A 13,409-nucleotide genomic window follows, 5' to 3' on the forward strand; every position below is an offset into this window, starting at 1 on the left:
ATCACACCGAGAAGGCTTCGCTGTGGATGCGGTCATCCCGCACACCGGCCCGACGCAGGTCGTCGCGGACAGCCGACATCCAGCCGGCGGGGCCGCATACGAACACGTCGTACGCGTCGAGATCCGGCGCGATATGACGGATGAGGTCGCTCCCGGTCCAGGCCGCGTGGGTCGCCGGGAACCACGATGCGCTTTCGCCCCGCGAGCCGTTCAGACTCAGGTGCCGCACGCCGCGGCTGACCGCCAGATTGTCGATCTCCGTCGTCCGCATCCGATCCATGTCGTTCCGGTCGCGAGTCACGAGCACCGCATCGCCCGGCGCGTACGGCTCGGACTCGAGGAGCGCGACCAGGGGTGCGACGCCGGCCCCGGCGGCGAGCATCAGGAGCTTGCGTGCGGTCCGCTGCTGTCCCGTCATGTGCCCGTACGGGCCCTCGACCAGCACCCGCGTCCCCGGCCGCAGTTGGGTGAGGCGCTGCGACCCGTCGCCGGCCAGGCGTGCGGCGATGACGAGTTCGCTGCCGTCGGGCGCGGCCGCGAGCGAGAACGGGTGCCCGGCCGTCCAGCCGGGTCCGTCCAGGAAGCGCCAGACGAAGTACTGCCCGGCTTCGGCCCGCAGCCGGGCCAGGCCGCGTCCGCGCATCCGCACCACGACGCCGCGGCGGCCGTCCGGGGTGACGTCGACGACCCGGATGTCGTGGCGGTCCGAACGCCACATCGGCACGCCGATCCGGAAGACGAGGACGGATGCTCGAGCCAGGGCCCATAGCGTCCACCAGTAGACGGTCGCGCCGGGGTTCGCGGTGAAGTCGGCCCCGGTCCACAGCATGTGCGGGATCGCCAGGCCGACGCCGAGGTAGCCGTACAGGTGCAGCAGATGCCACGACTCGTACCGGCAGCCGACGCCGGGACCGGCGGATCGAGGTCACCACGATCATGACCAGCAGCACGGTCCCGGCCGTCGCCAGCAGCATCCCCGGGTACGCCCAGACGAACTGCCACAGCTTGCGCGAGCGGGTTCATGCCCGCGGCGACGGCATAGCCGGCGAGGACGAACACGATGTGCGCCACGAGCAGCCAGAACGACCAGAACCCGACCAGTCGGTGCAGGCGGATGATCGCGTCGCGCCCGAATCCCCTCTCGAAGAGCGGGACCCGTGCCATCAGCAGCACCTGATACAGCAGGAGGTTCGCCGAGATCAGGCCCGTCAGGCGGCCGATGGTGGTGAGCGTCTCGGCATCGAACGCCGACAGCGCCTGCACGCCCGAGCCCGCGACCCACAGGGCGACGACGAACAGGCTCGTGAGCCAGATCACGGCGACGGCGGCCGTGTGCCATCGCCGCAGATGCGATCGCCGGGGCGCGCCGTCGGATGTCGCGCGACCGGCCCTCGACGGACTCGCCAGGAATGTCATGTCCCCATGGTCGAGCCGGCATTCTGAGACCACGCCAAGATTGCGGCATCCTCGCCGTATCCATAGCCGACTCATCGCAAATGACGGCGACCCGATCGGGCCTCGACGCGCCGTGGTGCGGCCGGCCGCGCCATCCATCCACGGCCGCCGCTTCGCGCTCCCGCGAACAGGCGGTGCATGTCAGGATGGGGATGCGGGCGCCGCCCGCCGACGAGAGGACATCCATGACTGTGCCCGGTGCGACGCCTCAGCAAGCGGAAACGTCGAACTCCACGCTCCTGCGCGCGGCGATCTGGGTCGCGATCGGCGCCCTCATCGCCGCCGCCATCGTCTGCGTCGTCATGGTGCTGGTCGGCACGGCGGGCGGGATCGTGCCGCGTGCCTTCCTGACCATCCTGCTGATGGTGGCCTTCGCCGGCGTCGCTCTGATGGACACCTACCTCGCGCCGCGCCGCCCGGTCTGGTTCACGCTGACCAGCATGGCCGTGTGGATCGTGACGCTGCTGATCGGCGCGATCATGATCTGGCTGCCGTTCCGCGGCCTGCTCGAGGACTCGTTCGGCGGCGGTGCCGGACGCTTCATGTCCTTCCTGCTGATCGTGCTCATCCTGCAGCTGGCAGTGCTGCACGTGCGCCTGTTCGTGAAGGCATGGGATCGGCATCGCACGACGTTCACGACCATCGTCGCGTGGACCACGATCATGCTGGTCGGGCTGCTGGCGATCATGCTGGTCGCCCCGCTCATGCTGAAGGAATGGGTGCACTTCCGCGACATCTACTGGCGGCTGGCGGTCGCGATCGCGATCCTCGCCGCGGTGGGGACGGCTCTGGTGCCGCTGGTGAATGCGCTGTTCGCCCCCCGGCGCACGCACGCCGGAGCGCCCGTCGGCTGGCCCACCTACGCCGACGGTCTGACGCCGCTGCCCGTCCTCGCCGACGGCCTGCCGGACTGGAACGCCTACTACACCGGGCACCCGAGCGTTCCCACGCCCGACGCGGCCTCGTCCGCCCTGACCGGACCGGCCTGGACGGCGCCGGAGCAGACCCCCGCGATCGCGCCGGAGCGGACGGGTGCGTGGCCCGAACCGGCCGCCTCGCCGGACTGGGCCGCATCGCCGGACTGGCCCGCCCCGACCGGCGCGCCGGCGACCGGGGTCGACCCGACCTGGCCCGCGCCGCAGCCGTCGCCGCAGCCCGGCACGCCATCGCCGCAAGCCCGCTCCTCAACCCGGCACGCCGCAGCCCGGCACGCCGCAGGAGCCCGGTTATCAGGGGTTCCCGCCTCCGCCGCCGGTCCCGCCGCAGGCGCCGCGGCAGGACTGACCGTGACCGCACCGCTCTCCGACCCCGACGACCTCGTCCGGCTCGCCGCCGACATCGCCCGTGAGGCGGGCGCGCTCGCACGGCGCCGTCGGGCAGAGGGCGTCCAGATCGCCGCGACCAAGTCGGCGGTCGCCGACATCGTCACCGCGGCGGATCGCGAGGTCGAGGCGCTGATCCGGTCCCGGCTTGCGGCCGAACGACCCGCGGACGGCTTCCTCGGCGAGGAGTCCGGCGCCGAGCCGGGCAGCTCGGGCATCACCTGGGTGGTCGATCCGATCGACGGCACCGTCAACTACGCCTACGGCGTCCCGGCATACGCGGTGAGCATCGCCGCGATCGAAGGCGTCCCCGACCCGGCCACGTGGCAGGCGATCGCCGGTGCCGTGTTCGGGCCGCCCACCGGCGAGCTGTTCACCGCGGTCCGTGGCGGCGGAGCGTTCGTGCACGTGGGCGACCGCGACGATGACCGGACGGAGCCGCTCAGGGTGAACGAGCATCCCGGTGCCGCCGGTGCCCTCCTGGCCACCGGGTTCGGGTACGACCCGGCCACCCACGCCGGCGATCTCGCCCGACTGGCGCGCGTGATGCCGCTGGCCCGCGACATCCGTCGCATCGGCTCGGCGGCGCTCGACCTCGCCTACGTCGCGGCGGGCCGTCTGGACGGCTACTTCGAACGCGGCCTGAATCCGTGGGACCACGCCGCCGGCGCCCTGATCGTCGAAGAGGCCGGCGGACGAGTCGGCGGAGTGCCCGGCGGGCGCCCGGGCAAAGACCTCATCATCGCGGCCGGCCCCGACCTGTTCGCGGCCCTGCAGAATGCGATCGACGCGCGGTGATCGCATCCGCCGCGTGTACATGGCATTTCCAGCCGCCTCGGAGTAGTGTTTACCCATTCGTTACTTTCGCCGGCCCGAACGGCGCGAGTGATCAGACACCCGACGTCCGACCGTTGCCCCCTTCAGCGACCTGACCCGAGAGCTTCGCCCCCTTTGTCTCTTGATGCCCCGATGGCCGAGTCCGCGCGCACGCGGCGCTCAGCCCGCACCGCACCCACGCCTGTCCAGGCGACGGATGCCGCGGTCAGCTCACGAGCCGAGGCCAGGCGCCGGGCGGCACAGCAGGGGGCCGAGCGTCCCTCGATCGTCTGGGGGCGCGCGGCGCTCGAGGCTCGCGCCGCCGCCCAGGGGCCGGATGCCGCACCCGGGCCGGATGCCGCCGGCTCAGCCGACTCCGAGCTGACGGCCACCGACGCCGCCGTGTCGGTGGAGGCCGAGCTCACGGCGACCGAGACCGTCGTCCTGGACGAGGCCGCACAGTCCACCGCCCTCGACGAGCCGGTCTCCGCCGTCGAGCACGCGACGATGCTGCCCGAGACGCCCGTCGTGCTCGAGCCCATCGCATCCGCGAAGCCCACGGCATCTGCCGAGCCTGCGCCACCAGCGCCGGCCGCGGCGCCGATGACGCGTCGCCGCGCGCGACGGAACTCTCCGCCGGAACCGGTCGAGGCGATCGCTCCTCCGGCGGCGTCCCGGGCCACGGACGCTGTCGACACGATCGTCGCGACGACCACGGCGACCATCTCGACCGTCGCCGAGCCCGCCGCGTTGAGCGTGCCGACGCCGACGGTCACCGAGCCGGTGCGCACGGTTTCCAGCGACGAGCAGGCGCAGAGCCTCATCGACGAGTTCGAGTCCGCGGCGCGTCTGTTCGCGTTCACGGGCGAGACGCCGGTGCAGCCGGCCGCCGCCACGCCTGCGGAAGACGCGGACGTCGCCGACGAGCCCGCGCAAGCCGGCGAAGAAGCACAAGACGCACAAGGCCCGTCGGGCACGCAAGGCGTCCCGTCGGCCGGGCTCGCGGCGTCCCGCGGTCAAGCGCCTGGCGGCGGCATCCCTCTCGTTCAGCGCCATCGTCGCGATCGGCCTGCTGACCGTCGGATCCACGCTGCCGGCCGAGGCCGTCGCCTCGTCCAACACGACGCTCCTCGGCGCCGCTCCGGTGCAGCAGTCGGGGGATGTCGCGGCCAGCGCCGACGACGAGATCCAGGCGTACGTCGCACCCGCCGACGCGGCACCGGCGGCGACCGAGCTGGACCGCTCCGCGAACTACACCACCGCGACGCTGGTCGAGATGGCCGGCACCACCGGGATCTCGAACGTCTCCAGCAGCTACTACTCGAACAACACCGCGTGCAGCGTGCAGTGGCCGTTCGCGGTCGGCGTGCCGATCACGTACGGGTTCGGCTGGCGTCCGGGCGAGTTCCACACCGGAGCCGACTTCACCCCCGGCAACGGCGCGCACGTGCAGGCCGTCGCCGACGGCGTCGTGCGGGTCGCCCAGGAGGGCTACCAGGGCTACGGCGTCGCGGTGATCATCGACCACGAGATCGACGGCCAGCACTGGGCCAGCCTCTACGGACACATGCAGTACGGATCGCTTCAGGTGCACGCCGGCGAGAAGGTGCGGGTCGGCCAGTACATCGGCCGGACCGGCAACACCGGGTTCTCGTACGGCGCCCACACCCACGTGGAGATCCGCCAGAACGGCGTCACGCCGATCGACCCGATTCCGTGGCTGCGCGCGCACAACAAGTGCTGATCCGCCGAGCGTCGGCGGGCGCCGACGGGTTCGGCATTGCGGCGGCGCTCTGATATTCTTTTCTGGTTGCCCGGAATGTTCCGGGCGTGCCCCGATAGCTCAGTGGCAGAGCACTTCCATGGTAAGGAAGGGGTCGTCAGTTCAATCCTGACTCGGGGCTCGCAAGCACCTGGACAGCGCTCCGGATGCGTCGCGGCAGGGTAGCTCAGTTGGTGAGAGCGCACGACTCATAATCGTGAGGTCGAGAGTTCGAATCTCTCTCCTGCTACCGATCGAGACCCCAGGGGAACCATGACCTCGACTGAGCCGGCGGGCGACGCAGCACCGACGAGAAGACACCGGCGTCGGCGTGCGTGGATGATCACCGGCGCCGCGGTCCTCGGCGCGATCCTGGTCGGCGTGGTCATCACCTCGGCGACGCCCTGGCCGTCGGCGATGGTGATCCGCGCCGTCTTCGAGAAGGGCGGCACGGCCACCGCCGCCGAGACGCAGGAATACGTGCCGGACACTCCGCTTCGCACGATGAGCGACATCGCCTACGCCGACGACAGTCCGGACACCACCCTGGACGTGTTCACGCCCGCCGCGGCGGGTGACCGGCTGCCGGCGATCGTATGGATCCACGGCGGCGCGTGGATCTCGGGGTCGGCCGACAACGTCGCCCCCTATCTGAAGATCCTCGCCGGCGGTGGCTACACCGCGATCGCAGTGAACTACAGCGTGGGGCCGGAGGAGGTGTATCCCACCGCCGTCCATCAGATCAACACGGCGCTGGACTACATCACGGCGCACGCCGACCAGCTCGGGGTCGACACCGACCGCATGGTGCTGGCCGGCGACTCCGCCGGCGCGCAAGCTCGCGAGCCAGATCGCGACGATCGTCACCAACCCGGACTATGCCCACCTGCTCGGCATCCAACCCGCGCTGACGCCCACGCAGCTCGTCGGCGTGGTGCTCGACTGCGGCGTGTACGACCTGCGGGCGATGGCGGACCTGAACGGTCTGGTCGCCTGGGGGCTGAAGATCTCACTGTGGGCCTACACCGGCACGAAGGACTGGTCCGCCGAGTACTCGGGCGCCACGATGTCGACGATCGAGTTCGCCACCGCGGACTTCCCGCCGACGTTCATCAGCGGCGGCAACGGCGACGGACTGACCTGGCTCGCAGGGCATCCCGATGGCGCAGCGGCTGAACGAGCTGGGCGTCGACGTCACCCCGCTCTTCTGGCCGGCCCAGCACGAGCCGGCGCTGCCGCACGAGTACCAGTTCCATCTGCACTATCCCGAGGCGCGCGAGGCCCTCGCCCAGACCCAGGCGTTCCTGGACCGCATCACCGCCGGGTGAGGCCGTTGCGCCGGCTCAGCGCTCGGGCGCGACAGTGTCGCCGTGGATGACGTAGAACTGACCGGACGAGCCCTGGATCGCCGCCGCGACCGTGCGATACAGCCAATCCAGCGCCGCGGCCTCCTGCGTCGTGGCGCGCCGATAGAGCCGCACGTCCACCGCCGGCATCTCGAACGGAATCGGCAGGACGACCAGCGGCCAGGTCAGCGCCCAGCCCTCGGCGATGGTGTCGGGCACGGTGGCGACGAGGTCGGGATTGCGTGCCAGCACCAGAGGGAGCGAGGTGACGTGGTTGACGATCACGTGCGGCTCGATCACCGTGTTCACCCGAGCCAGCGCCGCGGCGAGGTTGGCCGCGCCCGAATCGCTCGGAATGGCGACATGGGAGGCGGCGGCGTAGGCGTCGAGGGAGAGAGGGCCGTGCGCGAGCGGGTTCTCCGCCGACATCGCCACGCCGTACCGCTGCGATTTGAGCACGACCCCGTCGAACGGGCCCGGCACGGGGAGGGGGTCACAGCCAGATCGACGACGCCGCGGGCGAGCCAGTCCGGGAGGGCCGCGGCATCCATCGGCACCGCCTCGATGCGCATGCCCGGCGCCTGCGCCCGCACGGCCGCGAGGATCGCCGGCATCCAGCCGATCTCACCCAGCTCGGACAGCGCGATCCGGAACAGCTTCTGCGACTGCGCCGGCTCGAACCCGTGCACGGCGTCGAGCGTGCGGTCGATCCCGGCGATCGCCTCGCGGAAACCGGGGAACAGTCCGGCCGCCAGCGCGGTCGGCTCCATCTGCCGACCGTTCCGCTCGAACAGCGGATCGTCCAGTTCCCGCCGCAGTCGCCCGAGCGCCTGACTGACGGCGGGCTGGGTCACGAACAGCCGCCCCGCCGCCGTGGTCAGGCTGCGGGTCTCATAGATCGCGACGAACACGCGGACGAGGTTCAGGTCCACCGGGCGCCGTCCCGCGGTTCCGTTAGCGATCCTTCGGCGAGCATAAGCAAAGCTTATCGCCATCGCGAGACGCCATATGCGCTGCTGAGTAGCATGGGGACGGATGCCGCGGATGCCCGACCCCCGCGAACGAAGGAGTTCCCATGCCCGAGTCCCTGTCCGATGCGCTCGCCGAGGCGGCGAGCCCGGTCGACCTGCTGCGCAACGCGCAGTCCCGCCCGACCATCTTCCCGGTGACCCCGGAGTTCACGAACTGGCGCTCCGAGCAGCTCGCCTGGCGCGACTCGGTGGCGCTGCTGGACCAGTCCCACCACATGACCGATCTGTTCATCTCCGGCCCCGATGCGCTGACGCTTGCGCGATGTCGGCGTCAACAGCTTCGCGAACTTCGGGGTGGACAAGGCCAAGCAGTTCGTCGCGGTCAACCACGAGGGCTACCTGATCGGCGACGCGATCCTGTTCCACCTCGAAGAGGACGTGTACGACCTGGTCGGCTGGTTCATGGTGCTGGACTGGGTGCAGTTCATCGGCGAGACCGGCGACTACGACGTGACGTTCGAGCGCGACGCGAACTCGCTGATGCGCGCGCCGGGCGCGAACCCGACGCTGTACCGCTACGAGGTGCAGGGCCCGCAGGCGCTCGCCCTGATGGAGAAGCTCACGTCCGGCCCGGTGCCGCCGACGAAGTTCTTCCACATGGCCACGTTCACGATCGACGGGCTGGCGGTGCGGTCGCTTGCGCCACGGGATGGCCGGTCAGCCCGGGTTCGAGCTGTTCGGCCCGTGGGAAGAGGGCGAGGCGGTCCGCGACGCGATCATCCGCGACGGCGAGGAGTTCGGTCTCGTGCTGGTCGGATCCCGCGCCTACTCGTCGGCCAACCTCGAGTCGGCCTGGGTGCCGTCGCCGCTGCCGGCGATCTTCAGCGGCGAGCGGATGGCCGAATACCGCGAGTGGCTGCCCGCGAACCGCGCCGGCTCGCTGGCCGGAAGCTTCGCCTCGGACGACATCGAGGACTACTACCTCACCCCCTATGACCTCGGCTACGGTCGCAGCGTCGCGTTCGACCACGACTTCATCGGGCGCGCGGCGCTGGAGCGGCACGCCGCCGGTCCGGTCCGCACCAAGGTCACGCTGGTGTGGAACCCCGAGGATGTCGCCGCCATCCAGCGCTCCATGTACGAGCCGGGGCTGCCGGCGAAGTACCTGGAGTTCCCCAAGTCGCGCTACGGCGTGTACCAGGTCGACCGGGTGCTGGCGGACGGGACGGATGTCGGCGTCTCGCACGACGTCGGCTACATCACCGGCGAGCAGGTGTTCGTGTCGCTGGCGAGCGTGGATGCGGCGCATGCGCAGCCGGGCACCGAGGTCGTCGTGCTCTGGGGCGAGGAGCCCAACTCGCGCAAGCCGGCGGTGGAACGGCATCGGCAGGTCGAGGTGCGCGCCACCGTCGCGCCCGCCCCCTACTCGTCGTTCGCGCGGGAGAACTACCGCAAGGACTGAGCGCCACGTGGCGAAGCGGCCCGGGCGCATCGCCAGGGCCGCTTCGGCATGGATGTCGCGGTCTCAGACCGCTGGTGCAGAACGCTGGGTCAGACCCGGCGGTACTGGCCCACCATGGGGCAGTCGAACGGGTCGCGCGCGGACAGGCCGACGCGGTTCAGGTAGTCGATCACGATCCCGTAGGAGCGCCAGATCGTCGTCTCGGTGTAGGGCACGTCGTTCGCGTGGCAGAAGTCGCGGACGATCTCGCGGGTCTTGGCCAGATGCGGGCGCGACATGCTGGGGAAAAGGTGGTGCTCGACCTGGTAGTTCAGCCCGCCGAACAGCCAGGTGGCCCACCAGCCGCCGCTGACGTTGCGCGAGGTGCGCACCTGCTTGGTGAAGAAGTCGATGCGCGCGTCGGCGGCGATGATCGGCATCCCCTTGTGGTTCGGCGCGAACGAGGCGCCCATGTAGATGCCGAAGATGGCCAGCTGCACGCCCAGGAAGGCGAACGCCATGCCGACCGGAAGGAACAGGAACACCGGGACGGCGACCACCGCGAGCCGCACGACGATCATCGCCAGCTCGTACCAGCGTCCCTTGATCTGGTCCTTCGAGAAGATCAGGTGCTTGATGCTCAGCGCGTGCAGGTTCAGGCCCTCGAACGCGAGCAGCGGGAAGAACAGCCAGCCCTGGTAGCGGGTGATCAGGCGCTGGATGCCGCGCGCCTTCGCCGCATCCTCGTCGAGGAACGAGATCGTGTCGACGGCGATGTCGGGATCCCGGTCGACGCGGTTGGGGTTGGCGTGGTGCCGCGAGTGCTTGGAGTCCCACCACGAGTAGCTCATGCCGACGATGCCGCCGCCGAGGAACCAGGCGAGCCGGTCGTTGCCCGGGCCGGTGCGCAGGATCTGCCGGTGCGCGGCCTCGTGCGAGAGGAACGCCACCTGTGTGAACAGGATGCCGAGGGCGCCGGCGATCAGCAGCTGGAACCAGCTCTCGCCGAGCAGGATGAAGCCGGTGATGCAGCCGCCCAGCCCGAGGGCGATCGCCGCCCCGACCATGGCGTAGAACCAGGGGGTGCGGGCGAGCAGTCCGCTCTCCTTCACCGTCTGCGATACCTCGGTGTATGCGCGCCGGACGGGTGGGAAGGATGCTGCGGTCGAGTATGTCTGTCGGACGGGTCCGAGCCGAGACTCGATGATTGCTGTGCTGATGATGGCTCCTTCGGGTCGGCAGCAGGACTCGGGAGCCGCACTGAGTCTGTCGAACGATCTCGCGATCGTAGGGCCGAGCCTACGCGGGGAAGGATGCCGCGGGCGGCATGCGGGGCGGATGCACAGGATCTCGGGTATGCGAAAAGGGCGGGCGCGAGGAACGCGCCCGCCCTTTTCAGGCAGGACTCAGACGACGCGGATGTGCGTGGCCTGCGGGCCCTTTGCGCCCGGCTCGACGTCGAACTCGACGCGCTTGCGCCTCGTCCAGCGAACGGTAGCCGGATCCTTCGATAGCGGAGAAGTGAGCGAACACGTCCTGCGTGCCGTCCTCGGGCGCGATGAACCCGAAGCCCTTCTCGGAGTTGAACCATTTGACAGTGCCGAAGACCATGGGGTCCCTCTTTCTTGAAACAGGGCCGCTGGAGCGACCCGGTGATCCGCAGCCTCGACGGCGGTGCGGACGATGGGCCACGACGTGTCGGCGCACAGGTGCGGACGCGTCGGGAGTGGGGGAGGCGAGGGCGCTCATGGCCTCGCCGAGCGTGGTGAACCGGCCGAGCGGCCGGGACAGCGCGTCGAACAGCGAGCAGCCGGGGCCGTCGATGGTGACGTAGCCGGCGAACTCGCCGGCGCGGGTGGCGGCGTGGACGTCGACGTCCGCCTGCCGCCAGGACAGAGTGCCGCAGCACGAGGTGCACGCGGTATGTGCGGGGGAAGAGAGATGGTGTATCGATTCTGCTGTGCGGCAGGTCGCACGGACCGCGCGAGAGATGCTGCCGTATAAGTGGAGACCGGGAGCAGACGCCCCGCGATCGATCAGGGATGCGCGACGGGATAGTGCGGCATCCAGAGGGTGTCGGAGTCGACCGACGGGACCACTCTACCCTGTTCGGGCCGATTCTGCGCATCCCTTGGACTTCGCGGCGCCGTACCCTTGAATTCAAGGGTGAACATGGGCGCTCGCGAAGCGGATCGCGCCCGACGGACGCTGCCGCCGCCGGGCCGTCGTGTCGTGCGCGCGCTGGGCATCGGGTTCGGTGCGATCGCGGGTTTCGCGGTCGGCCTGGCCGCGCTGACCACCGCCGAGGGTCTGCTGGTGCGGGAACGGCTCGTGCCCACCCGCCTGGGCGCCCTCCTGGCCCGCAGCGGAACGTTCGGGGACGACCGCGACGGCCCGCCGATCAGCCTGGGGGTGGTGGGCGACTCGCTCGCCGTGGGCTACGGGACCGAAGACCTGGATTCCACCCCCGGTGTGCTGCTGGCGACCGGCCTGTCCGCAGCATCCGGTCGTCCGGTGCAGCTGACGAACGTCGCCGAGGTCGGCGCGATGTCGACCGCGCTGCGGGCCAGATCGCGCGGCTGCGCACGATGGCGACGCCGGATGTCGTGGTCATCATCATCGGGGCGAACGACGTGATGCGGCTGAAGCGGCTCTCCGACGCGCTCTGGCCGCTCACGGTCGCGGTGCACGACCTTCGGCGGGCGGGTGCCCGAGTGGTCGTCGCGACCTGTCCCGATCTGGGCACGGTGCAACCGTTCACCCAGCCGCTGCGGTTCTTCGCGCACTGGTCCAGCCGACTGATGGCCACCGGCCAGGCCATCGTGGTGCTGCGCGCCGGCGGGCGCACGGTGTCGCTCGCCGACACGCTGGGCCCGCTGTTCCGCAGCGAGCCCGCCGACATGTTCTCGGCCTGGGACCACCTGCACCCCTCGGCCCTGGGCTACCGGGCCGCGGCGGACGCCATCCTGCCCAGCGTATGTGCGGCGGCCGGATACCCCCGCCCCGAAGACCGCCATGTACCGCACCGGGTCTACCGGAAGGGCAGCCATCATCCGCTGGCGTGGTGGGCGTTCCGCGCCTCGCGGCGGGTCGGCGCGCGGCTGACCGCCGCCGAGAGCGAGACGGCCCACGAGCGGGCCGCCGCGTGAGACGGAGCCGCAGGTGAGGAAGTCTGCGCGCCGGCGCACTCGGCCCGGTCCCAGCCCGCGGCGGCCCGCGCTCGATAACATCGGGGGATGAACGCGCCGCAGACCGCGCCCGTCACGGCGCCCGCCACGCCGCAGGCCGCGGCATCCGGCACGGCGCACGCCAAGGTGATCCTGCTCGGCGAGCACGCGGTGGTCCACGGCGCCCCGGCCATCGCCCTGCCGGTGCACAGCCTGGCCCTGACGGCATCCGTCACCCGCACCGACCGGCCGCTGTGGATCGACTCGGTGCTGTACCGCGGACCCATCGCGGCGGCCCCCGAACTGCTGGCGGCCCCGGTCACCGCGCTCGCCGAGACGCTGCGGTTCACGGGCGCCCCGGCCACCGGGCTGACGGTGCGGATCGACGGAGAGATCCCCGCCGAGCGGGGACTGGGCTCCAGCGCCGCTGTCGCCGCCGCCATCAGCACCGCGGTCGCGCGAGCGGCCGGGGTCGAGCTCGGCGCGCGGGAGCGATTCGACCTGATCCAGGCCGCCGAGCGGGTCGCGCACGGCACCCCGAGCGGGCTGGACGCCCGCGCGGTCGTCTCGGACACCGCCGTGTGGTTCCAGCGCGGCGACGTGCGCGCCCTGCCGTCGGCGTTCACCGGCGTGTTCGTCATCGCCGACACCGGTCTGCACGGTCGCACCCGCGAGGCCGTCGGCGGCGTCGCCGCCCTCAAGGCGGCCGATCCGGCACGGGTGGAGCGGATCCTCGACCGCATCGCCGCGCTCACCGCGGCCGCCGCCGGCGACCTGGCCGCCGACGCGCGCGCGGCGCTGGGCGAGCGGATGACCGAGACGCACCGGATGCTGGCCGAGCTGACCGTCTCCAGCCCGGAGCTGGACCGCCTGGTCGGCGCGGCGACGGCCGCCGGCGCCCTGGGCGCCAAGCTCACCGGCGGCGGACGCGGCGGCTGCGTGCTGGCACTGGCCGACACCCCCGTCGATGCCGCGCGCATCGCGGCGGGCCTGCGGGCGGCCGGGGCCGAGCGCACGTGGATGCCTGCGGCCCGACCCGGCCTGACCCCCGGGCCGGGCACTCGGCGCGGTCCCAGCCATTCCCCGGTCTGCTCCGGATAAAATCGACACATGGCGTGCGCGTGGGCGC

The 13,409-nt window shown here is 71.2% G+C and carries 15 protein-coding genes, 2 tRNA genes and 1 pseudogene; 11 read left to right on the forward strand and 7 right to left on the reverse strand.

The window, feature by feature from the left end:
- Position 1: 1 nt before the first annotated feature.
- Positions 2-829 carry a ferric reductase-like transmembrane domain-containing protein gene (locus tag L2X98_RS14395; protein ID WP_259611380.1) on the reverse strand — a complete coding sequence of 276 codons (828 nt, stop codon included), beginning with the start codon at positions 827-829 and terminating at the stop codon, positions 2-4.
- 263 nt (positions 830-1,092) lie between these two features.
- Positions 1,093-1,554 (reverse strand): annotated as a pseudogene (locus L2X98_RS21535) (hypothetical protein); the annotation flags it as partial.
- 1,187 nt (positions 1,555-2,741) lie between these two features.
- On the opposite strand from L2X98_RS21535, the gene L2X98_RS14405 reads away from it, so the two are divergent.
- On the forward strand, positions 2,742-3,575 hold the full coding sequence (locus L2X98_RS14405) for an inositol monophosphatase family protein (RefSeq protein WP_259611381.1): 834 nt from the start codon (positions 2,742-2,744) through the stop codon (positions 3,573-3,575).
- Between the two features lie 122 nt (positions 3,576-3,697).
- Here the strand turns inward: L2X98_RS14405 and L2X98_RS14410 are convergent, their stop codons facing one another.
- The gene (locus tag L2X98_RS14410; RefSeq protein WP_259611382.1) at positions 3,698-4,384 is read right to left on the reverse strand and encodes a hypothetical protein; all 687 of its coding nucleotides are present in this window, start codon (positions 4,382-4,384) and stop codon (positions 3,698-3,700) included.
- A 353-nt stretch (positions 4,385-4,737) separates the two neighbouring features.
- Here L2X98_RS14410 and L2X98_RS14415 point away from each other — a divergent pair, with 353 nt between their 5' ends.
- The 5 genes from L2X98_RS14415 (at position 4,738) to L2X98_RS14435 (ending at position 6,683) form a co-directional block, all read left to right on the forward strand.
- The gene (locus L2X98_RS14415; protein WP_259611383.1) at positions 4,738-5,337 is read left to right on the forward strand and encodes a M23 family metallopeptidase; all 600 of its coding nucleotides are present in this window, start codon (positions 4,738-4,740) and stop codon (positions 5,335-5,337) included.
- 88 nt (positions 5,338-5,425) lie between these two features.
- Positions 5,426-5,497: transfer RNA gene (locus L2X98_RS14420), tRNA-Thr, on the forward strand.
- Positions 5,498-5,531: 34 nt separating this feature from the next.
- A tRNA-Met gene (locus tag L2X98_RS14425) sits at positions 5,532-5,605 on the forward strand.
- 89 nt (positions 5,606-5,694) lie between these two features.
- The gene (locus L2X98_RS14430) at positions 5,695-6,531 is read left to right on the forward strand and encodes an alpha/beta hydrolase (protein ID WP_259611384.1); all 837 of its coding nucleotides are present in this window, start codon (positions 5,695-5,697) and stop codon (positions 6,529-6,531) included.
- Positions 6,516-6,683, forward strand: a complete 168-nt coding sequence (locus tag L2X98_RS14435; protein WP_259611385.1) for an alpha/beta hydrolase family protein — start codon at positions 6,516-6,518, stop codon at positions 6,681-6,683. Before L2X98_RS14430 ends, L2X98_RS14435 begins: the two co-directional genes overlap by 16 nt.
- Before the next feature lie 15 nt (positions 6,684-6,698).
- Here L2X98_RS14435 and L2X98_RS14440 read toward each other — a convergent pair whose 3' ends face one another.
- Together L2X98_RS14440 and L2X98_RS14445 are read right to left on the reverse strand one after the other, a co-directional pair.
- Complete coding sequence (locus tag L2X98_RS14440; protein WP_259611386.1) at positions 6,699-7,010, reverse strand: type 2 periplasmic-binding domain-containing protein; 312 nt, start codon at positions 7,008-7,010, stop codon at positions 6,699-6,701.
- Positions 7,007-7,633, reverse strand: coding sequence for a LysR family transcriptional regulator (locus L2X98_RS14445; RefSeq protein WP_259611387.1), 627 nt, complete (start codon positions 7,631-7,633; stop codon positions 7,007-7,009). Before L2X98_RS14445 ends, L2X98_RS14440 begins: the two co-directional genes overlap by 4 nt.
- A 354-nt stretch (positions 7,634-7,987) precedes the next feature.
- Between L2X98_RS14445 and L2X98_RS22700 the strand changes: the two genes are divergently transcribed.
- Both L2X98_RS22700 and L2X98_RS14460 read left to right on the forward strand, forming a co-directional pair.
- The gene (locus tag L2X98_RS22700) at positions 7,988-8,668 is read left to right on the forward strand and encodes a hypothetical protein (RefSeq protein ID WP_494337236.1); all 681 of its coding nucleotides are present in this window, start codon (positions 7,988-7,990) and stop codon (positions 8,666-8,668) included.
- Positions 8,568-9,134 (forward strand): hypothetical protein, encoded by a 567-nt coding sequence (locus tag L2X98_RS14460; protein ID WP_259613416.1) that lies wholly within the window; start codon positions 8,568-8,570, stop codon positions 9,132-9,134. The genes L2X98_RS22700 and L2X98_RS14460 overlap by 101 nt, the downstream gene beginning before the upstream one ends.
- Positions 9,135-9,223: 89 nt before the next feature.
- On the opposite strand, the gene L2X98_RS14465 is transcribed toward L2X98_RS14460, so the two are convergent.
- Positions 9,224-10,225 (reverse strand): fatty acid desaturase family protein, encoded by a 1,002-nt coding sequence (locus L2X98_RS14465; protein ID WP_435526206.1) that lies wholly within the window; start codon positions 10,223-10,225, stop codon positions 9,224-9,226.
- Between the two features lie 283 nt (positions 10,226-10,508).
- Positions 10,509-10,724 (reverse strand): cold-shock protein, encoded by a 216-nt coding sequence (locus L2X98_RS14470; protein ID WP_354002813.1) that lies wholly within the window; start codon positions 10,722-10,724, stop codon positions 10,509-10,511.
- A gap of 561 nt (positions 10,725-11,285) precedes the next feature.
- Here L2X98_RS14470 and L2X98_RS14475 point away from each other — a divergent pair.
- The 3 genes from L2X98_RS14475 to mvk all read left to right on the forward strand — a co-directional run bounded on the left by L2X98_RS14475 (position 11,286) and on the right by mvk (position 13,381).
- Positions 11,286-11,750 carry an SGNH/GDSL hydrolase family protein gene (locus tag L2X98_RS14475; RefSeq protein WP_259611388.1) on the forward strand — a complete coding sequence of 155 codons (465 nt, stop codon included), beginning with the start codon at positions 11,286-11,288 and terminating at the stop codon, positions 11,748-11,750.
- Positions 11,702-12,262 carry a GDSL-type esterase/lipase family protein gene (locus tag L2X98_RS14480; RefSeq protein ID WP_259611389.1) on the forward strand — a complete coding sequence of 187 codons (561 nt, stop codon included), beginning with the start codon at positions 11,702-11,704 and terminating at the stop codon, positions 12,260-12,262. The genes L2X98_RS14475 and L2X98_RS14480 overlap by 49 nt, the downstream gene beginning before the upstream one ends.
- Positions 12,263-12,349: 87 nt before the next feature.
- Positions 12,350-13,381, forward strand: a complete 1,032-nt coding sequence (gene mvk / locus L2X98_RS14485; protein WP_259611390.1) for a mevalonate kinase — start codon at positions 12,350-12,352, stop codon at positions 13,379-13,381.
- Positions 13,382-13,409: the final 28 nt, after the last annotated feature.

The organism is Microbacterium elymi, assembly GCF_021582895.2.
Classification (GTDB): domain Bacteria; phylum Actinomycetota; class Actinomycetes; order Actinomycetales; family Microbacteriaceae; genus Microbacterium; species Microbacterium humicola.